Origin of the sequence: Sorangium sp. So ce176 (assembly GCF_051519835.1) — a bacterium.
In the GTDB taxonomy this organism is placed as follows: domain Bacteria; phylum Myxococcota_A; class Polyangia; order Polyangiales; family Polyangiaceae; genus Sorangium; species Sorangium cellulosum_G.
In genome coordinates this window covers 9,436,511-9,459,184 of sequence record NZ_CP150371.1, presented here as the reverse complement: position 1 = coordinate 9,459,184, position 22,674 = coordinate 9,436,511, and the positions used below count along the sequence as shown (strand labels likewise).

The following is a 22,674-nucleotide window of genomic DNA, read 5'->3' as shown; positions in this document are numbered from 1 at the left end:
TGTCCGCGGCGCGCGGACGCCGGTCAGAAGCAGCGACGCATGCACCGCGTGTACTTGTCGGAGCACCCTTTTTCGCACACGGCGGACTTGCAGTCCTGCCGGCACTTGTTCCAGCTCGTCTGGCACGCCGCGCTGCACGCCGAGCCCGGCGGCGCCGCGTCCTCGACGTCGTTCTGCGGCGCGTCGGGGGCCCCCGCGTCCGCCTCTTCGGCGGGCGCAGGCGCGTCGGCGTTCAGGAGCATGGGCGGCGGCGCGAGCGCGCTCGTCGGCTCCGGCACGGCGGGCGCTCGGCTGCTGGGCGGGCTCCACTCGCCTTCGTCGAAGTCGCTGGCGCGGCTGAGCTGCCTCTCCCGGAGCGTCGCGTACTCCACGCGGTCGCGCGTCTGGCCGAACGTGTAGAACTGGAGCCACTCGTCCCAGCACGCGCGCCGCAGCGTCGGCTTGATCTCGGGCATCGAGTCGAGCGCCATGCAGTGCTCGAAGCGTACGTCCCCCTCGTACACCGCGTTGATGCTCGCGCCGCACGCGGTCGCGGTCACCGAGGCGGCGGCCAGGAAGAGGAGGGGGCTGAACCGCACGAGATACCAACACCGATAGCAGAAAAGCTCGCCCCTGGTGCCGTACCCGGCTCACCGTCGCCGGAACCTGCCCGAGCGCCCGGCCGAGATGCTCTCCGGTTGAATTTTGCCCTGCGATGCCGTAGGTTGCCGCCCCTTCGCACCGACAGCGGCGGCACGACGCCACCGCGTCGGGCGCCTCAACGGAGCCTGTCCATGTTCCTCATGCTGTCGAAAGGTCCCCGAAAGACCACGCGCTCCAAGTCGAAGCGCCACCGGTCCAAGCTGAAGGCGAAGAACCGCAACCGGCGGAATCGCATCTACCAGCGCACGTGAGCGCAGCGGCGAGCGCGGGCGAGTCCTCGGCCTCGCTCGCCTCGCCGCCGTTCGTTTCCGGGGCTGCCCCTTGAAGCTAGGGGCCGCCCTTCTTCAGCTCGGTCAACACCAGCTTGGCGACCGCCTTCAGCGTGTCGAACACACCGACGCCGGTCCGCGCGACGCCCTCGAAGTCGGGGACGTTCGTCGGGTTGAGCAGCGACCGGAGCTCCTCGACCGTGCCGATCTCCGGCAGATCCCGCTTGTTGTACTGGATGACGTACGGGATCTTGTCGAGCGAGTAGCCCTGCTCGGCCAGGTTTGTGCGGAGGTTCTCCACCGACTCCTGGTTCGCCTCGATGCGGCCGAGCTGTGAGTCCGCCACGAAGACGACGCCGTCGACGCCCTTCAGGATGAGCTTGCGGCTCGCGTCGTAGAAGACCTGCCCCGGCACCGTGTACAGGTGGAACCGCGTCTTGAAGCCGCGGATCTCGCCCAGCGCGAGCGGGAGGAAGTCGAAGAAGAGTGTCCGGTCGGTTTCCGTGGCGAGGGAGATCATCTTCCCCTTCGCGTCCGGATTGGTGCGCTCATAGATGTACTGCAGGTTCGTCGTCTTCCCGCAGAGACCCGGGCCGTAATAGACGATCTTGCAGTTGATCTCGCGCGCCATGTAATTGATGAAGCTCATCGACCGCGCTCCTAGTCGTTGAAGAGGTTGTCGATGTCCTCGTCGGTGATCTCGGCGAACGGCGAGTCCGCGCCCGGCTCCTGCACCTTCTTGAGCAGCGCCTCGAAGATGTGGTTGAGCTCCTCGCTCGCCTTTCGCACCCGGAGCCTCACCAACCCGAGGCTCGACTTTGAGTCGAAGATCACCACGAGGATGACGCGGTTCCCGACCAGCTGGATGTGGATGTTCGCCTTCTCACCCTCGTGGAACTGAGTGGCGAACTCGTTCTCCTTGAGGAGCTTCGCCATCCCGCCCGTGGCGGCGATGTTCCCCGCCGTCAGCGAGGCGAGCGAGGTGGTGTCGAGGTTGTCGACGTCTCCGCTCGCGGCGATCAATTGCCCGTTCTTGTCAACGATGAAGACGACCTTCGCATTGGCGTCCTTGACGAGGCGATCCACCACGCTCTGGATCTGGTTGAATTCCTCCTCGTACATCACCATCTGAGGGTTGACCATCGTTCCTCCGCCAGCGCTCTCGCGATGGGGCCCTGGGCATTGCGGGCTCTGTAGCCCTTGTCATCACCGGGCGCCGCACGTGCGGTCCCCGACCATCATCCAACCGGCTCCCCGCTGGTGCGGGCATGCCGTACCACCGGTACCACACGTTCGCGGCGCCACGCTCGCTGCCTGGGGACTTGCATGACCGGTTCGCGGCGCGCAGTGCGACTGCTCCTCGACCGTGCGCCCGTACATCTTGGGACGTTTCTATCCGAAGCAGGTGCGGCGGAGCAAGGCGGCCCTTTCTGGAAGTTGGAGGATCGCGCTGCCGAGGCCCCTCCGACCCCTGCCTGAGCTCGACCGAGGCCGCCTCCCACCCCCGCCCCCATGGGTCTGGCCCCGGTGCTCACCAGGCGCCTCTCCGCGCCCGTCGGTGAACGGGGCGTTTCTGTAAATTATTGTATTTGTTCATGGTTTTGAGCTGTTGTCCGTGCGCGATGCGCTCCGGCCGGGCCTCCTTGGGGCGCGCTGCCCGGGAAACGAGGCGAGCAGCGCCGCTGCGTGCCGGGCAGAAGCTCGAGGAGGGCCTGGATCCTCGCGGGCGACGCGGCGGCCTCATGCAGGAGCTGCTCGACGGGCGAGGCCGGGCACCGTCCCTGTGCTGCACGTTTCATCGGCGCCGTGGTGTCGCCGCTTGACCTGAGCCGCTGCGCTGATCTTGCGCGCGTGGCTTGCGCTTGACCGAGCGCTTCGGTCACGGGATAGCGCCTTGGATGCATGACGTGCTCAGCCGGATCGAGCCCCGTGAGGAGATCGAGCGCAACCCGGGGACGATGAGGAAGCGCTTCGACTGCGTGCTCACCGCGGCGGCTGCGGCGTTCGTGTGCGCCACGTCGATCGCGTCGGATGCCGGCGCCGAGCTCGGCGCGGTGCACCCCGAGGTGCTCTCCGCGCACGCGGCGGTCCGTGCGGCGAGAGGTCCAGAGGTCTACGGCGCGCTGCGAGAGCTCTGGCGCACGTGGGACCGCGCGGATCCGGCGCAGGTCGAGGCGGCGATCGCGGCGGTCGCCGAGGGCAGCGCGACCAGCGCGCCAGCGCGGGTCTACGCGGAGCTCCTCTCGGCGTACGCGCGCAGGCGGCGAGGTGATCTCGACGGAGCGGTGGCCAAGATCCAGAAGCTCGGGTTCATCGGTCGCTGGGCCACGATCGGCCCGTTCGACAACGAGAACAAGGGGGGCTTCGATCGCGCGTTTGGGCCCGAGGAGGAGCTCGACCAGCCGATCGCAGCGGGCCGGACGTACGACGGTAAAGCGCGGGCGGTCCGCTGGCGCGTGCCGCCCGAGGCGCCGCAGTACGGGTGGTTCGACTTCGGCGATTTCGTCCGTCCGGTCGAGGGCGTCTGCGGTTACGCGACGACGTTGGTCCGGGCGAAGGCCGGGACGCGCGCGCCTCGGCCGATCTCCCTCTGGGTCGGGGCGGACGGCGCGTTCAAGCTGTTCTGGAACGGCGAGAAGGTCCTGGGCGATCCCGGGTATCGCGAGCTCGACATCGATCGGTTCGCCGCGACCGTGTCGCTCAGGCCCGGCTACAACCGGCTGACGATCAAGGTCTGCGGAGGTGCATCGGCGCCCAAGTTCGCGCTGCGCATCGGCAACGAGAAGGGGGCCCCGGATCTCGACCTGGACGTGACGTCGGACATCATCGGGACGCAGGGGGAGGCCGCCGGCGCGAAGCGCGCGGGCGAGGCGCGGGCGCAGGTCGGGGGGCCAGGCGCAGGCGTGAAGGTGGCCGCGCGCGCGGGAGCCATCGAGGGACCGATGCAGGCGTTCGAGCGCGCCGCGAGCGCCGAGCGGCCATCTCCAGCCGTCCTGGAGGCGTTCGCGCGCTACCTCGTGCTCACCGGCGGCGATGCGGAGGGCGAACACAGAGCGCGCGATCTCGCGCGTCGCTCCGCGGAGGCCGAGCCGAGCGTGCGTCGCTACGTGCTCGCAGGCCAGCTCTCCGAGGACAGAAACCAGCAGCGTGCGTGGATCGAGCGCGCCGCTGCGCTCGTGGGCCGTGGCCGCGAGGACATCGACGTGCTGCTCGCCCAGGCGCGGCTCGCGCAGACGAGCCCGAACTGGCGGGAAGCTGCTCCGATTTACGAGCGCATCCTGGCCTCCGACCCCGATCACGTCATCGCTGTCCTGGGTCTCGTCGACCTCTACGTGGAGGCGGGGCTGAAGCGCACCGCCCTCGCCACGCTGGAGCGTGCGCTCTCGAGGCAGCCGAACAGCGTCTCGCTGCTCCGCGCTTCAGCGTCGCAGCTCCGCGCCCTCGGCCGCGACACCGAGGCCGCCGAGATGGAGGCGCGATACGCGGCGCTGCGCTTCGACGACTCGAGCTTCTTGCACCAGCAGGTCGACCTCGCGGTGGCGCGCCGTGACCCTGCCGGCGCCGAGCGATGGCTCGAGCGCTTCCTCCGCAGCGAGCCTGACTCCGTCTGGGCCCGCTCCGTCGCGGCGCGCACGTACCGCGCGCTCGGCCATGGCGATCGCGCCCTCGCGGCGCATCAGCGCGCGCTCGCCATGGCGCCCGAGGACATCGGCACGCTGCGCGCTCTCTCGGATCTCTACGGCGAGGAGGGCAACCGAGAGGCGCAGCTCGAGATGCTGCAGCAGATCCTGGCGATCAGCCCTCAGGTGAAGGACGTGCGCGAGTACATCGAGCACATCGAGCCGCCGAAGCCGCGCGCGGACGAGGCCTACGCCTGGGCGCCGGACCGCTTCCTCCCGATGCGGCGCGGCGCTGACCGACAGTATCCCAAGCGCACGCTCCGCAGCTTGACGGTCACCACCGTGTTCCCGAACGGCCTGGCCAGCCGCTTCCGGCAGGTCGTCTTCCAGCCGCTCACGGACGAGGCCGCGGCGAGCGCCCGGCAGTACGCCTTCGAGTACCAGGCCGATCGCCAGACCGTGAGCCTCCGGGCCGCGAAGGTCTACCGGGCAGACGGCAAGGTCGACGGGGCGATCGAGAGCGGGGAAGCAGGGGCGAACAACCCAGCGCTCGCGATGTACACCTCAGGGCGCACGTTCTACGTCAGCTTCCCGCGGCTCAACGCCGGCGACGTCGTCGAGCTGCGGTACCGCGTCGACGACGTCAGCCCGCGCAACGAGATCGCCGATCACTTCGGCGAGATCGAGTACCTCCAGGGGGATGAGCCGATCGCCAGCAGCGAGTACGTGCTGATCACCCCCAAGGCGAAGCCGTTCCACATCTTCGCGTCCAATCTCCCTGGCCTCGTGCGCGAGACGAAGGAGGACGCCGACCGGCGCATCTACCGCTTCGTCGCCGCCTCTGTCCCCCCCGTGGCGCCCGAACCGGCGATGCCGCCGTGGTCCGAGGTCCTGGCGCATGTCCATGTCTCGACGTTCAAGGGCTGGGACGAGGTTGGCTCCTGGTACTGGGGTCTCGCGCGAGAGCAGTTCGATGTCGATGACGAGGTACGCAAGCGGGTGCGCGAGATCACGAAGAACCTCACCGACGATCTGAGCAAGGTCCGCGCGATCTACAAGTACGCGACCGAGACGCGCTACGTGGCGCTCGAGTTCGGCATCGAGGGGATCCGTCCGAGGAGGTGCGCCCAGACGCTCGCGCGCGGCTGGGGCGACTGCAAGGACAAGGCGACGCTGATCGTCACGATGCTCCGCGAGCTAGGCATCCCGTCGACGATCGTGCTCGTGCGTACCCGCATGCGCGGCGGCATCGAACCGGAGCCGGCCAGCCTCGCGCCGTTCGACCACGCGATCGCGTACGTGCCTTCGCTCGACCTCTACCTCGACGGAACGGCAGAGCACTCGGGCTCGACCGAGCTGCCCATCATGGATCGCGGGGCGATGGCGCTTCAGATCAACGAGGGCAAGCCGAAGTTGGTTCGCCTCCCCGAGCCCTCGCCGGAGGATTCCGTCATCCATCGCACCGTCGACATCGCGCTCGGCGCGGATGGATCAGCTCAGCTCGGGGTCGACACCCAGGTGGCCGGCGCGTTCGCTCCGGAGTGGCGCACCCGCTACATGGCAGAGGGGACGCGCCGGGACCGAGCGGGTTGGGATCTCGCCGCGGACTTCGGCACGGTCGAGCTGGCTGCCGGCAGAGCGGGGGTCGAAGTGAACGACCTCGAGGACATCGAGCAGCCGGTGAAGCTGCGGGCTCGAGGGAAGGCCGTCGCGCTCGCCCGCAAGGAGGGCGACAGCCTGTCGATCCCCGCGGTGCCCACGCAGCGCCTCGCGACCGACTTCGCCTCCCTCTCGACGCGCACCCGCGACGTGATCATCCCCGCGCTCACGACGCGCCGGGAGGAGTGGTCCATCCGCGTCCCGCAGGGGTGGCGCGTGACCAGGGCGCCGCTTCCGCAGGATCTGGACACCCCGTTCGGCAAGTTCTCCATCTCGGTCGAGCAGTCCGCCGGGAAGGTGGTCGTCCGCAGCCAGATCGCGCTCACGAGGTCCCGGATCAAGCCGTCCGAGTACGTGGCTTTCAGAACGTTCTGCGAGACGGCGGACCGCGCCTTCGGTCAGCGGGTCGTGCTCGGCAAGTGAGCGAGGACCTGAGCCCTGGCCACCCGGCCCTCCTCTGGCCTTGACAACCCTGCGCCGGCTCGCCATAAAGCGCCCCCTCTACGCATCCCTGCGGCACAGAACAGCCTCTCCGGTGGTTCGGAGGGTGGCCGCCCGGGAGCGTAGGCACCCGGATCGAGGGCGTCATGCCGAAGATGAAGACCAACCGCGCCGCGGCCAAGCGGTTCAAGGTGACCGGTTCAGGCCGGATTCGCCGCAGCAAGAGCGGGCTCAACCACTGCATGCAGGAGAAGAGCAAGAAGCGCCTGCGTCGTCTCCGCAAGAACGACATGGTCGACTCGGCGATGGAGAAGCGCGTCAAGCTGCTTCTTCCTTACGGCTGACCCTGGAACCGGTGAGGTAAAGCTCCGATGCCGCGTGTAAAAAGAGGGTTCAAGGCTCGCCGCCGCCGCAACCGCGTCCTCAACCAGACCGAGGGCTACTTCCTCGGCCGAAAGAATCGCTTCCGCCAGGCGGTCGAGGTTCTGCGCCACGCCTGGGAGTACGGCTACATCAGCCGTAAGCTCAAGAAGCGGGATTTCCGTCGTCTCTGGATTACTCGAATCAACGCCGCCGCGCGCCTCAACGGGACGACCTACTCTCGCCTCGTCAGCGGGCTCAAGAAGGCCGGCGTCGCTCTCGACCGGAAGATCCTGTCTGAGATCGCCATCCACGACCCCGCGTCCTTCGGCGCCGTGGCGAAGCTCGTCTCCTCCTCCGCCGCAGCGAAGTGACCGCTCCTGGCGGTCATCACGACCGCCCGGCCATCAGCTCCCTGGCGCGATGAACGCGGCCGGGGCCGCCCGGTGCATATCGCCTTGGCGAACGACGGTCTCCGTTCGAACCCGCCCCGCTCTGTGTGTACAACGGCGCGCCGCGCAGCCAAGCTGCGGCCCTGGGCGTCTGGGTACGTCACTGTGAACAATGTGGGCTGCTGCTCCATCGCTCACCTTGGAAATTTCATCGATGTGCCCGGTGAGGCGAATGGGTACGAAACAGATGCGCAGTGTGCACTTCCTGCACGCTCGGAGCCGCATCTTTGATGGCACCCTATGACCTCGACGCCAGGGTGAGTTCCGACCCAGCCTGAAGAACTCGGTCGTCCGGCCGTTCAGATGGGCCTCTTGTAAGGCACGCGCACACATCCGAGGCCTGGCGAGCCTAGGGTCTCTCCTGGCCGGTTTGCACGGACTCGTCCCCCTCCGCGGCTTACGTCGAACCTGAGTTAACGGCTGGAAATACTAACTTTCCAGGCCGATCTCTCGCGAAAAATAACCTTCTCCGCCTTTGACCGTCGGGTGAGGGCTCGACATCGCCGTCGGGAGGCCCAGGTTCAGGAAACATCGAAGCTCAGTGAGAGAGCGGCCTCAGCAGTCAGGTTCAGCACCCTATCCGCTGGAAAATATTGCGAATTCCCTTGCCTGCGTCGCGAGGGCGGCTCCACCGAGGCGTGGGGTGCTGGCGGAATCCAGGTGCTCCCATGGAGGACAGGTTGCCGATGTTGTTGCGTCCCCGAAAGCGTACCCAGCCAAGCAGTTCGGCTCGGTCCCAGCGAAACACTTCGCTCGACACGACGCGGACCGCGCCTCCCGGTCTACATACCGCACCCAGGTCGAGCTCTCAAACGGGAGAAACCGGAACGCACGCCAAAAAGGGCACTGTTCTTGCTTCTAGAATTGGGCTGCCACCGGGAGCTGGCTCGAGAACCTTGTTCTGCAAGAGCAAGCCCGCCTCTGGCGGGAAGAGTTCGACCGGAATCAAAAGAAAGCACCAGCGGTTGCCTATTTCAACGGGGGCTCCTTCGGTCAGCTCCAGCTCCCTGTTTGGCACGAAATCATCTCGCCCGCCGTCAAAAGATGGCGAGGCATTTCAATCTCGCAAGGTCAGCCGTTTAGAAGTGAACGCCGACACAAAGACCAAGATGAGCACGTCGACCGCCCGCCGTCCAGAAACTGCGCGGAGAAACGCCAAAGCCTCCGCTGTGGGTACCTCTGCGCGGCCTGCGGCATCCAAGAGCCCGCAGGGGGTCGAGACAGCATCGGCTTCCCGGCGGGCGGCATCGCAGACCACCGATTCGGGGGTCTCCGAGGTCGAAGGATTCGGGGACAGCCAGTCGCCGCGCTCGCACTTTCAAGGAGCTACCACCGTGGAGGGAGCCGCCATGAGGTCGACCAAGAGCAACGCCACTGTAGTGAAGGGCGACCCGCTCGCTCAGGGTGGGACGGCCACGCCGGAAATCGCAGCCCTCGGCCTTCTGGAAGACGACCAGGCGGAGGAGACCGTCGTGCGACCCCGTCCGGCGGAGATCCTCGACGAGGATCGAGCGCCTGACTTCATCGATCTGGACCTCGGACCGCTCGATCGGCTGCCGCAGCCCGAGCGGACGAGGAACCAGGATCGGGAGCTGAAGGACGTCGAGGACGGTGGCGGCGATTCGATGCTCGCCCGCTATTTCCGCGACATGGCGCTGCATCCGGTGATGGGCCCCGACGAGGAGCTCGACACCGCCCGGGCGGTCGAGCGCACGGAGGTGGAGCACTGGGTGGCTTTGCTCTCGTACCTGCCTGCGGCCGAGCACATCCTCACCGCGCTCGAGGAGGATGTCGCCAAGGCCGGCGAGGATGAGGTGAAGGCTCCGCAGCTCGCGGAGATGCAGAAGCTCGTCCGCGCGGCGAAGAAGCAGAAGGGGAAGCTGCTGCCCGAGCAGGAAAAGCCGTGGACCCAGTTCTCCGAGGAGCTCGCGGCGGCTGTCCGCCTGCCGGACTCGGATCGCCTCTGGATGGCGCGCGCCTTCACCATCGCGCGCGATCTCGTGCGCGAGCCGGACTTCGAGGACGACGTGAGCGATCCCGAGGAGACCCGCCCCACGCGGCCGAGGCTCCCGATGTCCAGCTCGTATCGCCGCTACCTCGATCGGGTCGAGCGGAGCTTCCAGGCGCAGCACGACGCGAAGAACCGCTTCGTGAAGGCCAACCTGCGGCTCGTCGTCTCGATCGCGCGTCGCTACAACCGCGGGCGCCTGCCGCTGATCGACCTGATCCAGGAAGGCAACATCGGGCTGATGAAGGCGGTCGAGCGCTTCGACCACAGCCGTGGCTACCGCTTCTCGACCTACGCGTCCTGGTGGATCCGGCATGCGATCAGCCGCGCCCTGGCGGACAAGGGGCGGGCGGTTCGCATCCCGGTCCACATGCTCGACACGTACAACCGCGTGGCTCGGGCGACGCAGGCGATCATCGCGCGCACGGGGCACGAGCCGACGATCGAGGAGCTCGAGAAGGAGACGGGCGTCCCGCGCGAGAAGCTCGACAAGGTGAAGGACTTCTACGCAGAGACGCCGTTCTCCCTCGATCGGCCGGTCGGCGACGAGGACGGGCGGAAGTTCATCGACTTCCTCCAGGAGGAGAACGCGCTGTCGCCGTTCGATCACCTGGCGAACAGGAAGTGGAGCGACGAGGTCCGCCGGCTTCTGACCACCCTCACGCCGATCGAGTCGCGGATCATCCGCTGGCGCTTCGGCCTCGACGATGAGGACGAGCTCACGCTGAAGGAGATCGGCGACAAGTACAACCTGTCGCGCGAGCGCATCCGTCAGCTCCAGGAGCAGGCGCTCGGCAAGATCCGCAAGCAGATGCGCGATTACTGAGCGACGGACGCAGCAGACGCGATGATGCGGCCGCGCAGCGTAACGCTGCGCGGCCGCGTTGCTTTCGCCTCATGCACTATCTCCTGCGGGGCGCGATCCGGAGGACGCTCATCGCGGGCGATGGCCGTCGCCCTGGGGCCGCGCGTGTCCTCAAGGCGAGCGAGCTCCTTTCCAGAGCTCGTCTGCGAGCGCACCGACGAAGTCGTCGATGGCCCTTCGCACCGGCTCGATCTTCCCGGGGACGTCGGAGGCCAGCACCGCGAAGGCGATCGGGGATCGGCCGGCCGGAGGGAGGATGTAGCCGGAGAGGGCCGCGACGGAGGCGAGTGTTCCTGTCTTGGCGCGAATGGCGCGCTCCTTCGACCAGCCGCGGAAGCGGCCGCGCAAGGTCCCGTCCACGCCGCCGATCGCGAGCTGCGCGGTGAAGTCGGCGCCGAGCGACGGATCGAGGAGCGCGGCACGGAGCAGCCGGACGATGGCCTCCGGCGACGCGCGAGCCGCGTCGAACAGGCCGGAGCCGTTCCGCAGGACGACGCCCTCCTGGGTGGCGCCGAGCTCGCGGATGGTCTCACCGACCAGCTCCGCCGCAGCCTCGGCCGTGCCGGGGCGCCCGCGCCTCTCTGCGGCGAGCGTCTTGAAGATCGTCTCTGCGTAGAAGTTGTCGCTGTCCTTCCCGAGCGCAGGGAGCAGCTCGCCGAGAGGCGCCGAGCGGTGGGCCACGAGCAACCGTTTCTGGTGCTCGCCGCCAAGCCGCACCTCACCGGAGATCTCGACGCCGACCTGCTGAAGCATTTCCCTGAGCGCATACGCAGCGACGAGGCGAGGATCATCGACGCGCCTCGCCACGCTCACGGCGCGGCCACCCTCCGGGATGCTGCCGCTGAGGTGCACGACGAGGCGCTGGCCGCTCGGCTCGAGTCGGATCCCGATCTTCTCCGGTGTACCGCGCTTCGCGGTGGCCACCTTCCCACGGAGCACCGTCAAGCCCGGGGGATCGATCGCTACGGATGCGGCCTCGCCCGTCTTCGACGGACGCACCGTGAAGAGCACCGCGTTCGCGTTCAGCGACGCCGCCGCGACAGGAGCGCGGAACGCCGCCCACTCCTCCGGCTGCTGCTCGAAGGCTGGAGGCACGTAGCGCGCGTCGAAGTAGCCCTGGTCGACCGCGATCGCTGCGACCTTGCGGACGCCACTCGCGCGCAGATCGCGCGCCATCTCCCAGAGATCGCGCGTCCTGAGCGACGGGTCGCCCGAGCCTCGGAGCACGAGCTCGGCGACGGCTCCGTTCGATGCCTCCCCGTAAAGGCCGGTCAGGTACCGGTAGCTCGGCCCGAGCAGGCGCAGCGCGGCCGCTGCCGTGAACAGCTTCGCGTTCGATGCGGGATTGTACAGGCCACGCTCATCGAAGGCGGCGAGCGTCGCCCCGCTGGCGACGTCGATCGCGAGCACGCCGACCCGCCCCCCCCAGCGATGCACGTCGGCGGTGAGCTTCTCGAGCTGCTTCCGCGCGCGGTCCGGGGCGACGCGATGAGGTTCGGGAGCGGCGACGGTCGACGGCGTCGCGCTCGCGCCTCCGGGCGATTCCTGCGCCGGTCTCGCGGCGCCGGTCCGCTCGGCGGCATGCGCATCGCCGTCGCTCGGCTGTGAGCCGCCCGGGCGGGCGAGGGTCGACGAGAGCGCGAGCGCGACCACGGAGACGGTCCAGCGGAAGCTTCGGGGCATAACTGCTCTCCGGCTGTACAACGTCTCCGCCGCCGGCGCCTCATCCGGTCGACCGCTCGGCGCCGGTCGGCAGCGCTCCCGGGACGCGCGCTCGGGGTTGTCCTCGCAAAGGAGAGCTTGCTAGGGTGCGCGCAGACACTTTTCACGCTCTGTTCGAAGGGAGGACTCCGTGTCCCAGCAGCACTCGACCCGTGCGCTCTTGCCGCTCCTCATCCTCGCGGCCGCAGCATGCTCGGGCGCCAAGCCCAAGCAGGCAGGTGAAGACTACAACTTCGAGCAGGCATCCTCCGACGAGGCGGCGCCCGCGCCCGCCGAGACGGACAGCCCCGAAGCGGAGGCGAGCGCGTCGCAGGACAGCGGCGGCGGTCTCAACGCCGATCAGAAGAAGCAGATGGAGATCGCGCTGCGGCGCGGGGGAGACAAGGCGTCGAACTGCGCCGAGGTCGTGCCCAGCGCGCCGACCGGCGAGGGAGAGGTCAAGGTCGTCTTCGACGGCCAGAAGGGGCGCGTGACCGACGTGCTGGTCGGACCGCCATTCGCAGGGACGCCCGCCGAGTCCTGCGTCAAGCGCGCCTTCGTCGGGGAGATCGTGCTGCCGTTCGATGGCGATCCCCTCGAGGTCCCGTACACCGTGAAGCTACCGGCCAAGAAGGCCGGCTCCGCGTCGTCCAGCACGAAGAAGCCATGAAGAGCCCGGCCCTCGCTCTCGCCGCTGCGCTCGCGTTGGCCGCTCCTTCCGCCGGCGCGGAGGAGCAGACGACACCTCCGCGGTACCCGCCGTCGTCGGTGCGCCCGAAGCTCATCGTCGGCGGGGTGGCCGTGACGGCGCTCGCTTACGGTGCAGGGGTCCTCGCCGCGACGTCGTGGCCCGAGGTGCCCGGGTCGAGCGAGCTGAAGATCCCGATCGCCGGCCCCTGGATGGCGCTCGCCAAGAACGGCTGCGCCCCGGACGAGCCGGACTGCGGAGCGAAGCTGTACGTACGTGGAGCGCTCACCGTCGTGGGTGGGCTCGCGCAGCTCGCTGGCCTCGCGCTCGTCGGCGAGGGCATCTTCATGACCACGGAGGCGCGCCCGGCGCAGCCTCCGAGCACGTCGGCGCTGACGGTGCTGGCGGCTCCCGTCATCACCGCGACGGGCATGGGCGTCGGCGTCGTCGGCACCTTCTGATCCGCCAAGGACCACGCGTCCGGCGCGCTGCTCACGCTCACGGTCGGCGCCACGGCAACGAGGCTGGGCCGCGGACCGGCTTGCCGGTCAGGCGCCCGACGCGCTCGATCATCAGCTCCACGCTGGCGCCGTACGGCACGTGCCGGCCAGCGCTCCCGCCGAAGACCAGGCCCGCTCCCACGACGTCGCCTGCGCGCAGCTCGATCTGGTTGCTGATGTACGCGATGGATTCCGGCAGCGAGAACGTCCACTCGCCGATGCGCGAGCAGGAGCGCGTCTCGGCGTCGACACGGACCTGGGTCCGCAGCACCTCGACGGGGCCGAGCTCGTCAGGCGTGACGAGCACCGGGCCTAGCTGCGTCGCGAAGTCCTTCGCCTCTGAAGGTGGTAGCCCGCGCGCCAGCGTCCGCGCCTGCAGGCTGCGCGCCGTCCAGTCGTTCAGCACGGTGTAGCCCGCGATCGCTCGCTCCACTTCCTCCGGGGGAGCGCGCCTCAGATCCTCGCAAAGGAGCGCCGCCAGATTCAGCTCGTAGTCGGGTTCGTCCTCGAGCGCAGGGAAGGGGATCGCTGCGGCGTGCCCGAGCAGCGCGCGGCTGTTGCCGAACCGGTACCAGGGGAGCGCTGCGTCGCGCGCGTAGGGGCCGAGCTGGATGTACGCTGCGCGGTCGGTGGCGCAGGGCGGCAACCACAGGATGGCGTCCGGGTGAAGCTGCGCCGCGGCGGGGCGATCTCCGCTGAGCAGCCGGTCATCCAGCGCGTGAAGCCCTGCGCAACGGAGCGCCACCACGCGCGTGTGGAAGTCCGACACGCCGGGGATGTCGGCGAGCTTCGTTCCGAACTGGCGCTCGAGCTCCGCGACATCGTACAGCGCGCCGTCGCGTTCCAGCGCGACGACCGGGGTGGACGTCGCGAGCTGAAGAACGTGGGCGATTCTCATGGTCGCGGAGCGCCAGCGGAGCTTACCACCCCGGTCCGCCGAAGCTCCCCGAGGGGGCGGCAAGTCCCCGCGGCGCCCTGACGCGGCAGCGAGCCGCAGCCAGCGCCCGCTCCCTGGAAGCCGCCCGCGCTCCCGCGGGACGCGGCCCGGCGCGAGATCGGATTGCCCTTTGCATTGACGCGCGGGGAGAGCGGCCTAGAATGCCGGCGGATTCAGAGCGGCATCACGTCGCGCAGGCTTGCCGTGGGCCCATCCGGTTGCAGACGGGCTCGTACGGCAGGTCAGGTTCTGTTGCCGGTGCGGGAGCCTTCCTCGCGGGGGTTCCTCCGGCTTCGGTCCTGTTGACGGGGCCGTGCGGCTTGTAAGCCGGGCAAGGTATTTGCCGTGGACAGCCGAACCTCGGCGGCCTCACCTCTTGAGCGCCGGTCGGGGAACTGGTTACAGGCGCGCACACGGCGCAGCGGAGCGATGGGTCATGAGCAAGCGGACCAAATTCGTCTTCGTCACAGGCGGAGTCGTATCGTCGATCGGCAAGGGACTGGCGGCGGCCTCGATCGGGGCGCTGATGGAGTCCCGCGGGTTGAAGGTCACCCACCTGAAGCTGGACCCGTACATCAATGTCGATCCCGGCACGATGTCCCCGTACCAGCACGGCGAGGTCTTCGTCACCGACGACGGCGCGGAGACCGATCTGGATCTCGGGCACTACGAGCGCTTCACGCTCGCCCGGATGTCCAGGCAGAACAACTTCACGACCGGCCGCGTCTACGAGGCGGTCATCTCCAAGGAGCGCCGCGGCGAGTACCTCGGGGCGACGGTGCAGGTGATCCCGCACGTCACGGACGAGATCAAGCTGCGCATCCGCTCTGCCGCGGACGGGGCCGACGTGGCGATCGTCGAGGTCGGCGGCACCGTGGGCGACATCGAGTCGCTCCCGTTCATCGAGGCGATCCGCCAGCTCAAGGTGGAGTCGGGCGCGCAGAACGCGATCTCGGTGCACGTCACGCTCGTGCCGTTCATCGCGACGGCGGGCGAGCTGAAGACGAAGCCCACCCAGCACTCGGTGAAGGAGATGCGCGAGATCGGCATCCAGCCGGACATCCTTCTCTGCCGTTGCGATCGGCCTCTCCCGCGCAGCATGAAGGAGAAGATCTCCCTGTTCTCGAACGTCGCCGTCGACTGCGTGATCGCGGCCGTCGACGTCGACTGCATCTACGAGCTCCCGCTGGTCCTCCACGCAGAGGGCATCGACGAGAAGATCACGGAGCTGCTCAACATCTGGGCGAGGCAGCCGGACCTGTCGCCCTGGCAACGCATCGTCGAGCGGTTCAAGAAGCCGTCCCGCGGCATCGTGAAGATCGGCGTCGTCGGCAAGTACGTGCACCTGCGCGACTCGTACAAGTCGCTCCATGAGGCGCTCGTCCACGGCGGCCTCCACAACGACGTGCGCGTCGAGCTCGAGTACATCGACTCCGAACAGATCGAGGCGCGAGGTGCGCCCGAGCTGCTGTCGAACCTCGACGCGATCCTGGTGCCCGGCGGCTTCGGCGATCGCGGGACCGAGGGGAAGATCGAGGCCATCCGCTACGCGCGCGAGGAGAAGATCCCGTTCTTCGGGATCTGCCTGGGCATGCAGCTCGCAGTCGTCGAATTCGCGCGGCACGTCTGCGGCATGGCGGGGGCGAACTCCGTGGAGTTCGACCGCAACGCCGCCTACCCGGTGATCGATCTGATGCCCGATCAGAAGGGTGTCGTCGAGAAGGGTGGAACGATGCGCCTCGGCGCTTACCCGTGCGTGCTGGAGAAGGGGTCGATCGCCGCCGAGGCGTACGGGCAGACGAGCATCAGCGAGCGTCACCGGCACCGGTACGAGGTGGCCAACAAGTACCGTGAGGCGATGGCGCAGAAGGGGCTCGTGCTGTCCGGGACGTCGCCGGATCTGCGGCTCGTCGAGATGATCGAGCTGCGCGAGCATCCGTACTTCGTGGGCTGTCAGTTCCACCCCGAGTTCAAGAGCCGGCCCCATAACGCGCACCCGCTCTTCGCGCGCTTCGTGCGCGCCGGTCTGGAGCGCCAGCGCGAGCGCAACAAGGCCGAGAAGCCGAAGCCCGGCGACTCCGCCGCCGCTCACAGCCAGCAAGCCGCCTCGTCGGTCAACTAGCGTCCCGCGCCAGGATCCTGAGGGATTCCTGGCGGCCGCCAGAGACCTGAGGGATTCCTCGCCGCCGCCTTGACGGCGAGATGTGCGTGGGGTCGTCGCCGGTCGTGGAGCTTGCCTGCTGCAAGCGCCTACGGACGAGAGCTGCCCTGCAGCTTCCGTCCGTGGATCATCGCGGCTGAACGCTGCGGGGGGTCAGACGTCGCCGAGGCTCGGCCGGCCCAGCGGCGGGGCGTCGAGGGGCTCGGTGGGCGCGGCTTGAGGGGCGAGGAGCGGCGAACGCTCGCCGACCTCCTTCAGGAGATTCCGCTGGAGGACGTGCGCCGGTGCGGTCCGGAGGTCCCAGATGAGGCCGAGCTTTTCCATCCCGCGCAGGATGTAGAAGCTGACGTCGATCTCCCACCAGAAGAAGCCCTGGTTCGCGCTGCTCATGTAGTGGTGGTGGTTGTTGTGCCAGCCCTCGCCGAGGGTGATCAGCGCCAGCCAGAAATTGTTGCGGCTCGTGTCGGTCGTCGCGTAACGCCGCGAGCCAAACACGTGCGCGAGGGAGTTGATCGTGAACGTGCCGTGCATGAGCGCGCACGTCGACACGACGTAGCCCCAGAGGAACGCGTCGTAGCCGCCCACCGCGAAGAGCAGCGCGATCATGCCGAGCGGCCCGACCACGTGGTACCGGTCCAGCCACCGGAGCTCGGGGAACCCGGCGAAGTCAGGGATGCGCTTCAGATCGAGCTCCTCGTGCTCGCGGCTGAGCCACCAGCCCATGTGCGAGTACCAGAACCCCTTGCGCAGCGGGCTGTGAACGTCGCGCTCCGTGTCCGAGTACCTGTGATGGATGCGGTGTGTACCCCCCCACCACAGCGGGCCCTTCTGCGTCGCCGTCGTCCCGAGCAACGCGAGCAAAAACTGAAGGCCGCGGCTCGTCTTGTAGCTCCGGTGCGAGAAGTACCGGTGGTAGACCGCCGTGATCGCGAACATCCGGATGAAGTACGTGGCCGCAGCGAGCGCCGCGAGCTTCCAGGTGGCTCCCCGCACGAAAGCGACCACCGTGCCCACGTGGATGGCGGTGATCCCCAGCACGTTGAAGAGCTGACCCAAGCCCGGGCCAGGCTTCGGTACGACGATTCGTGTAGGGCTCGATGGACGGGCTTGCGTCATGGTTTCCAAGGTGGATGGAGCATCGAGCATGCCCGTCACTGGGGTTCACGACGACCGTCATGATTCGGTCATCCAGCGCAGCGACGTCCCAGGTGCGCGTGACGCACGAGCGCGCGACGTCAGGAGCGCAGGGACAGGACGTCGATGGAAGGCCCGGCGGAGATCCGGAGCTCGCTCGCCCGGAGGGGATCTCCGTCGAGGATATAGGGGCCCTCGCCGGGCGAGGCCGCGCTGGCCTCGGCGCCAAATCGGACGGTGAAAGTGCGGACGAGGTCGTCGAAGTGGTCCTCGCCGCCGATCCGGCGGCCCGCGAGGACGAGCGGGGCACGCGGCCCCAGGGATCGAGGCGGCAGGGCGCTCGCGACGAGGTGCGGGCGGTCGAGGTCCTCACCGGCGCGGTAGGTGACCCGCATGTGGAGACCGAGGTCGCGCACCGCGGACGAGCAGATCAGCGACCAGGCGCGAGGAGCGAGCTGCCGCCCCTCCACCTCGATCGTGCACGGTAGCGGGTCGAGGACGCGACGCGCGCAGGCGCCGCCGTAAAAGGACTCGACGAACACCCGCGCCACGATGCGCGCCGCGGCGCCGTATCCGTCGCCTCCGCGCTCGTAGTAGACATCGAAGAAGCTGGCCACGAGGCCGGTGCCGAAGATGAAGCCGATGCGCTCCTCGACGCCTGTGCGCGTCGTCGCGCGAGCGCGCAAGGTGGGCCGACGGATCGTTCCACGGCCGGCGGCGCCGCCGTGGAGATCGCGGTGCTCGCGGACGATCCGCGCGAGGAGCACCGCCGGATCGCCGAGCATGCCCCAGTTGCGCGCGACCGTCGCCACGGTTCCGCCTGGCAACAGGGCAAGCGGGGGCAACGAGCTCTCGCCGAACGCGCGGGCGAGGGCCGTGACGCCCGCCATGAAGCTGCCGTCCCCGCCGGAGAGCGCGACGAGGCTTGTGCCTCGCTGCGCGATCCGGTTACAGACCTCCGCGAGCTCCGCGACGCTCGCGGTGGGGTGGAGCTCCGCCGCGCCGGCGCAGGCGGCCGCCATGCGATCGATGAGCGAGGGCCTCGCCCGGTACCGGCGCGCTGTGGTGTTGACGATGACGTCGATACGCATGGTGCCGGGACGCGAGCGCGCCGTATAAACCGGATTCCCCGGGTGGTCGAGCCGAAGGGGCTTCGAACGCGAACATCGGCGCGCTAAGAGGCGCCCCATGTACCGCGTGCTCTCCGGGTCGATCCTCGCCGGCCTCTTCTCGCTCGCCGCGGTCGCGGGCTGCGCGAGCTCGGCGTCGGTGCGCGCAGCCGAGGCGGGCAGGTTCGACGAGCTGCGCCGCGCCATGATCGACGAGCTGCGCCGCGGCGCGCTGGACAGCGACGACGCGCGCGCGATCGCCCGCGCCCTCGCCGAGGGGGAGATCGCCCGCGCGACGCCGCCGTCCGGGGTCGATCGGGTGCGCGAGCTCCGGACATGCGCGCGGCCCCTGGAGGATGCGCTCGACGAGCGCGCCGCGGGCTCGGATGCCGTCGCGACGGCCGCAGCGATGATCCTCCTCGAGGCAGGGCTCACGGATCCGGAGAGCGCGAAGCGGTACGCACGCGAGGCGGGGCCGGGGAGAGACCCTGCGAAGAGCGCAGCGCTCCGCGCGCTGGAGACGCGGGCGCTCGTCGCGGCCGAGGACGGCGCGCTGCGCCGCGCTCGGATGCTGGATGCTGATCAGGAAGTGCGCCTGGCAGCGCTCCGCGCTGCCATCTCGGCAGCAGACCCGAACGACCGGAGCGCGCTGCTCGAGGCGGCGCGGCTCGACCCGTACCCGCTCGCGCGGACGATCGCGGTCCGCGCCGCCGGCGCGCTCGGCGGGCGAGAGATCGTGCTGGCCTTGCGAGATCTCTGGGCCCTCTCCGATGAGCCGGGGCGCGAAGCGATCGCCGAGGCGTGGGCCGCCCCGCGCGCGATCGACGCCGGGGGCCGTGCGCAGCTCCTCTGGGCGATCTCCACCCAGCGCGGCGCGCCCGCGATCGCCGCCGCGCGGGCCCTGGTGCGCGCGGGAGGCGAGGGGGCCGGGGAAGCGGTCTCCGTGCTCCTCAGCGCCATCCGCACGGGCCAGAGCAGGGATCGCATCTACGCCATCCGCTCCGCGCCGCTCGAGGACCCAGCGGTGCGGACCGCGCTCATCGAGGCGCAGGGTGATCCCGATGAGGCCGTTGTCTTCGCCGTTCATGCCCGCCACATCGATGCCTCTCCGGGGATCGTCGCGGCGCGCGAGCGCGCCGCCGCTGTCGCATGGCTGATGAGGCTCGCGTCAGGGACCTCGACGCGCGCGGTGCTCGCGCGGGGAGCCCTCGCCCGCGCCGGCGTCCGTGCGGCGGCGCCGCTCCTCGAGCGCGATCTCCGGTCCCGCGAGATCCCGGTGCGCGAGGCGGCCGGGACCGGCCTGGTCGAGCTCGGCGAGCTCCCTCGCGCCGCCTTGCTCCTCGCCGACGCCGATCCCCGGGTCAGGACCTCGGTGGCCTGCGCCATCCTCGGCGCCTCGTGATCGCAGCCGATGACTCGGTCGAATCGAGGCGCGCCCGATCGATCAGAACCGTGAGACGAGCTCGAGCCGCGCGCCTTCGAACTGCGGGAAGGAGCGGCACACGCCGGAGACGCACCGCAAGCCCCCGCGCCGCTGGCCGACGAAGAGATTCACCGTGTCGACGACCTGGTCGAGCGTCGTCCTCCTGGACCCGGACTTCCACTGCAACCCCCCGTTGAAGAAGTGGCAAAACTCGCGTTCCTTGCCGGGCCCACACCCGGGCACGGACGTGTACTCGTGGCCGAAAATTGCAGCGATATGGGGCGACCACTGGAGCGCGAGGTAGTTGTCCCCTTCGAGCCAGGATGATTCGAAGTTTTCCGGCCTGTAACGGCGACGGCTGTTGCCCTGGACCTGGACCGAGAACGCGCCCGTGAGGTGCTTCACGACGTCGTAGCGGACGTAGCCTTCGCTGTAGAAGACGTTGCCGGAATCGGCCTCATCGGATTGCCGAACTCCAGCCCATGTGCGTACGTGCGAGCGGCGACCGTCGAAGTCGATCTCGGTGCCCGCCGCGGCGTCCCATGTGTCGGTCCGGTACGCTTCCTCCGTGTTGCATTCGTGGTTCGCCTGGCGCTCAGAGAAGCTCACATAGCGACCGAGCCAGGCGTAGATGGCCGCGCCCCGGTTGAAGCGGTAGTCGGCCCGCCCGCGCCCCCCTGTCACACAGACGTTGGGGGCCCCGATCGGCTCGACATAGACGGGCTCTGCCGTCGGAGGCTGGTTGTACGCCACCCCTTCGAACTCCGGCGCGCTGAACCCGGGGTTCGACAGCACCGAGACGTCGATGTTGGCCGACAGGGGGAAGAATCGCCGGTAGTGCTTGCCTTCGAGGGAGACCGCGAGCGGCCCGCTGCGCCCGTTCGCTGCCACGTAGACCGCATAGCCGGACAGGTCCTTTGTCGGCGCATTGTCCCGGTCGAGGTGGCCGTCGCGAAGCTGCTGGCCGGCGACCTCGACGTAGAGGTCACCGCGCTGGGCGATGGACGGTATGCTCACCGAGCCGCTGAACGTCCGGATCGTGTTGTGCTGCCGCGCAGGCGGCGCGCTGACGACGTTGAACTCGGGGAATTGACCGCCGCACAGCCGCGGCGCGGCCTGCGGATCCGCGCCGCCCTCGCTCAAGCACCGGTTGTACTCCTCGGTGTAAGACTTGCGCAGCAGCAGCGCGCCGTTCGCCGCGAGCTCGACGCCCTTCACGCCTGCCTCCAAGCGCCCGCCGAGCACGGTGTCCTCCAGGTAGTTCGGTCGTGCCGCCTCCACCACCGCGCGGGTGCGGGGGTTACCCTGCGCATCCAGCGTCGTCTCGTTCGTGACCAGGTCGTCGGCGGCAGGGAAGCCGAAGAAGAGCGGCGACCCATCTCCGTGGAGCCGCCGGCCGCTCGCGTCGTCCACGCGCAGCGGGTTCATCTGCCCGGCAATGGCGGTGGCCTCGAGCCTGAGCGCCCCGAAGTCCTTGTCGAGCACGAGCCTGCCGCCCCTCAGCGTCGTGTCGATGGCCAGCTCGTCCATCTTGCGCACGCTGAAGACGAGGCCGCGTCCGAGCTGGGCGTAGAAGTCGCCCACCGTGGCCTCGACGCCGGGATAGGTGTAGGTCAGCCACAGCTTCGCCGGATAGACAGTCGTTCGATACCGCGTGTGGAGCTCCCGCCTGGCGTCTTCCAGCGAGAACGAGACCTCATCGTCCAGGACCTTTTGCTGCAGGTCGATGCTCGTCGCCGACGGCCTGGCCACGTAAAAAGACGCGTTGAGCCGCGTGCCGAGCTGCAGGCGCCACCAGTTGATCTGAGCGTCCAGCCGGTCGAGGATCTCTCCGTAGTTGTCGTCGAGGTATCGGGAAGGATAACGGGAGTCGTCGTTGCGGTTGTCGAAGTGGTAGGTGGCGGCCGCGGTGTTCACGACGTCGAGCGAGACCGGCTCACCCCCGACATTCGGGAGCTCGATCGCCCCCGCCGGGCAGGCCGCGAGGACGAGCGCCGCTATCAGGCAAGGACGGACGACGTGGAGCTGGCTGCGCACCGTCAGGTTCCTACCACGGAGCTCTGGGCCGTGGAGCAGCGATCAAGCAGCCCATCGAGGCGCGAGCGCGCGCCGGGCGGTCGCCCCGGCGCGACGGCCCGGCGTCACTGGACGAGCGCCTTCTCGACCTGCTCGGTCAGGACGGCTTCGTCGCCGGGCTGGTACCCGCCGCGCTTGTGGAGGATCGTGCCGTCTCGGCCGATGAGCACGGCGAACGGGAGCTCGCGCTTCGGGTTGTACTTGGCGGCCACGGTCGTCTCCTCGTCGAGCAGCACCGGGAAGATCATCTCCTGGTCGTGGACCGTGCTGCTCACCTGCGCGCGGGACTCCGGCCCATCGAGCGACACGGCGAGCACGACGAACCCCTTTTCCCTGTGCTTCTTGTAGAGCTCGACGAGGTGGGGCATCTCCGCCAGGCACGGATCGCAGGTGGTCGACCAGAAATCGATCAAGACGACGCTCTTGCCGGCATAGTCCGAGAGCCTGATCGTCTTGCCGTCGAGGGCGGGGAGAGCGAAGTCTGGCGCCGGGCTCGACGATGAGCCGCCGGAGGCTGCTCCGCACGAGGTGGCCGCGAGGCCGAGGACAGTGAACGCGAGCGAGAGCGCGCAGCGGGTGGTTCGGTTCATCGGGCTTTCCTGGCGAATGGGCCGGCCTGAGCGGCCGAC

General features: G+C 68.9%; 17 protein-coding genes. 8 read left to right on the top strand and 9 right to left on the bottom strand.

Annotation, left to right across the window (positions count from 1 at the left end; all coding sequences use genetic code 11):
• Nucleotides 1–23 precede the first annotated feature (23 nt).
• The 3 genes from WMF42_RS35745 to WMF42_RS35735 all read right to left on the bottom strand — a co-directional run bounded on the left by WMF42_RS35745 (nt 24) and on the right by WMF42_RS35735 (nt 2,054).
• The gene (locus WMF42_RS35745; RefSeq protein WP_437687522.1) at nt 24–578 is read right to left on the bottom strand and encodes a hypothetical protein; all 555 of its coding nucleotides are present in this window, start codon (nt 576–578) and stop codon (nt 24–26) included.
• 391 nt (nt 579–969) lie between these two features.
• A complete protein-coding gene (locus WMF42_RS35740) occupies nt 970–1,560 on the bottom strand; it encodes a GTP-binding protein (RefSeq protein WP_012239857.1) in 591 nt (196 codons plus the stop codon).
• Nucleotides 1,561–1,571: 11 nt separating this feature from the next.
• Nucleotides 1,572–2,054, bottom strand: a complete 483-nt coding sequence (locus WMF42_RS35735) for a roadblock/LC7 domain-containing protein (RefSeq protein ID WP_012239856.1) — start codon at nt 2,052–2,054, stop codon at nt 1,572–1,574.
• Nucleotides 2,055–2,809: 755 nt separating this feature from the next.
• Here WMF42_RS35735 and WMF42_RS35730 point away from each other — a divergent pair.
• The 4 genes from WMF42_RS35730 (at nt 2,810) to WMF42_RS35715 (ending at nt 10,277) form a co-directional block, all read left to right on the top strand.
• The gene (locus tag WMF42_RS35730; protein WP_437687521.1) at nt 2,810–6,613 is read left to right on the top strand and encodes a DUF3857 domain-containing protein; all 3,804 of its coding nucleotides are present in this window, start codon (nt 2,810–2,812) and stop codon (nt 6,611–6,613) included.
• 164 nt (nt 6,614–6,777) lie between these two features.
• Nucleotides 6,778–6,975 (top strand): 50S ribosomal protein L35, encoded by a 198-nt coding sequence (gene rpmI, locus WMF42_RS35725; RefSeq protein WP_020740309.1) that lies wholly within the window; start codon nt 6,778–6,780, stop codon nt 6,973–6,975.
• A 27-nt stretch (nt 6,976–7,002) separates the two neighbouring features.
• On the top strand, nt 7,003–7,365 hold the full coding sequence (gene rplT, locus WMF42_RS35720) for a 50S ribosomal protein L20 (protein WP_061611106.1): 363 nt from the start codon (nt 7,003–7,005) through the stop codon (nt 7,363–7,365).
• A gap of 1,427 nt (nt 7,366–8,792) precedes the next feature.
• Nucleotides 8,793–10,277, top strand: a complete 1,485-nt coding sequence (locus WMF42_RS35715) for a sigma-70 family RNA polymerase sigma factor (RefSeq protein ID WP_199694032.1) — start codon at nt 8,793–8,795, stop codon at nt 10,275–10,277.
• Between the two features lie 150 nt (nt 10,278–10,427).
• Here the strand turns inward: WMF42_RS35715 and dacB are convergent, their stop codons facing one another.
• Nucleotides 10,428–12,020: a D-alanyl-D-alanine carboxypeptidase/D-alanyl-D-alanine endopeptidase gene (gene dacB / locus WMF42_RS35710; protein ID WP_437687519.1), complete on the bottom strand. Its 1,593-nt coding sequence runs from the start codon at nt 12,018–12,020 to the stop codon at nt 10,428–10,430.
• 148 nt (nt 12,021–12,168) lie between these two features.
• Here dacB and WMF42_RS35705 point away from each other — a divergent pair, with 148 nt between their 5' ends.
• Together WMF42_RS35705 and WMF42_RS35700 are read left to right on the top strand one after the other, a co-directional pair.
• Complete coding sequence (locus tag WMF42_RS35705) at nt 12,169–12,687, top strand: hypothetical protein (RefSeq protein WP_061611109.1); 519 nt, start codon at nt 12,169–12,171, stop codon at nt 12,685–12,687.
• Nucleotides 12,684–13,166, top strand: coding sequence for a hypothetical protein (locus WMF42_RS35700; protein ID WP_437687517.1), 483 nt, complete (start codon nt 12,684–12,686; stop codon nt 13,164–13,166). The genes WMF42_RS35705 and WMF42_RS35700 overlap by 4 nt, the downstream gene beginning before the upstream one ends.
• 37 nt (nt 13,167–13,203) lie before the next feature.
• Here the strand turns inward: WMF42_RS35700 and WMF42_RS35695 are convergent, their stop codons facing one another.
• Nucleotides 13,204–14,103: a fumarylacetoacetate hydrolase family protein gene (locus tag WMF42_RS35695; protein ID WP_061611111.1), complete on the bottom strand. Its 900-nt coding sequence runs from the start codon at nt 14,101–14,103 to the stop codon at nt 13,204–13,206.
• A gap of 475 nt (nt 14,104–14,578) precedes the next feature.
• Between WMF42_RS35695 and WMF42_RS35690 the strand changes: the two genes are divergently transcribed.
• Nucleotides 14,579–16,264, top strand: coding sequence for a CTP synthase (locus WMF42_RS35690; protein WP_061611112.1), 1,686 nt, complete (start codon nt 14,579–14,581; stop codon nt 16,262–16,264).
• Between the two features lie 192 nt (nt 16,265–16,456).
• On the opposite strand, the gene WMF42_RS35685 is transcribed toward WMF42_RS35690, so the two are convergent.
• Both WMF42_RS35685 and WMF42_RS35680 read right to left on the bottom strand, forming a co-directional pair.
• Complete coding sequence (locus WMF42_RS35685) at nt 16,457–17,341, bottom strand: acyl-CoA desaturase (protein WP_063815917.1); 885 nt, start codon at nt 17,339–17,341, stop codon at nt 16,457–16,459.
• Between the two features lie 197 nt (nt 17,342–17,538).
• On the bottom strand, nt 17,539–18,528 hold the full coding sequence (locus tag WMF42_RS35680) for a diacylglycerol/lipid kinase family protein (RefSeq protein ID WP_437687514.1): 990 nt from the start codon (nt 18,526–18,528) through the stop codon (nt 17,539–17,541).
• A gap of 97 nt (nt 18,529–18,625) precedes the next feature.
• Here WMF42_RS35680 and WMF42_RS35675 point away from each other — a divergent pair, with 97 nt between their 5' ends.
• Nucleotides 18,626–19,948, top strand: coding sequence for a hypothetical protein (locus tag WMF42_RS35675; RefSeq protein WP_061611113.1), 1,323 nt, complete (start codon nt 18,626–18,628; stop codon nt 19,946–19,948).
• 42 nt (nt 19,949–19,990) lie between these two features.
• Here the strand turns inward: WMF42_RS35675 and WMF42_RS35670 are convergent, their stop codons facing one another.
• Complete coding sequence (locus tag WMF42_RS35670) at nt 19,991–22,006, bottom strand: hypothetical protein (RefSeq protein ID WP_437687511.1); 2,016 nt, start codon at nt 22,004–22,006, stop codon at nt 19,991–19,993.
• A 104-nt stretch (nt 22,007–22,110) separates the two neighbouring features.
• Nucleotides 22,111–22,635, bottom strand: a complete 525-nt coding sequence (locus tag WMF42_RS35665) for a peroxiredoxin family protein (protein WP_437687510.1) — start codon at nt 22,633–22,635, stop codon at nt 22,111–22,113.
• Nucleotides 22,636–22,674: the final 39 nt, after the last annotated feature.

What these genes read in the sequence shown, in the direction of transcription:
- WMF42_RS35680 (WP_437687514.1), bottom strand. Translation starts at nt 18,528, where the DNA reads ATGCGTATCGACGTCATCGTCAACACCACAGCGCGCCGGTACCGGGCG.
- WMF42_RS35715 (WP_199694032.1), top strand. Translation starts at nt 8,793, where the DNA reads ATGAGGTCGACCAAGAGCAACGCCACTGTAGTGAAGGGCGACCCGCTC.
- WMF42_RS35700 (WP_437687517.1), top strand. Translation starts at nt 12,684, where the DNA reads ATGAAGAGCCCGGCCCTCGCTCTCGCCGCTGCGCTCGCGTTGGCCGCT.
- WMF42_RS35730 (WP_437687521.1), top strand. Translation starts at nt 2,810, where the DNA reads ATGCATGACGTGCTCAGCCGGATCGAGCCCCGTGAGGAGATCGAGCGC.
- WMF42_RS35695 (WP_061611111.1), bottom strand. Translation starts at nt 14,103, where the DNA reads ATGAGAATCGCCCACGTTCTTCAGCTCGCGACGTCCACCCCGGTCGTC.
- WMF42_RS35735 (WP_012239856.1), bottom strand. Translation starts at nt 2,054, where the DNA reads ATGGTCAACCCTCAGATGGTGATGTACGAGGAGGAATTCAACCAGATC.
- rpmI (WP_020740309.1), top strand. Translation starts at nt 6,778, where the DNA reads ATGCCGAAGATGAAGACCAACCGCGCCGCGGCCAAGCGGTTCAAGGTG.
- rplT (WP_061611106.1), top strand. Translation starts at nt 7,003, where the DNA reads ATGCCGCGTGTAAAAAGAGGGTTCAAGGCTCGCCGCCGCCGCAACCGC.
- WMF42_RS35690 (WP_061611112.1), top strand. Translation starts at nt 14,579, where the DNA reads ATGAGCAAGCGGACCAAATTCGTCTTCGTCACAGGCGGAGTCGTATCG.
- WMF42_RS35740 (WP_012239857.1), bottom strand. Translation starts at nt 1,560, where the DNA reads ATGAGCTTCATCAATTACATGGCGCGCGAGATCAACTGCAAGATCGTC.
- WMF42_RS35675 (WP_061611113.1), top strand. Translation starts at nt 18,626, where the DNA reads ATGTACCGCGTGCTCTCCGGGTCGATCCTCGCCGGCCTCTTCTCGCTC.
- WMF42_RS35665 (WP_437687510.1), bottom strand. Translation starts at nt 22,635, where the DNA reads ATGAACCGAACCACCCGCTGCGCGCTCTCGCTCGCGTTCACTGTCCTC.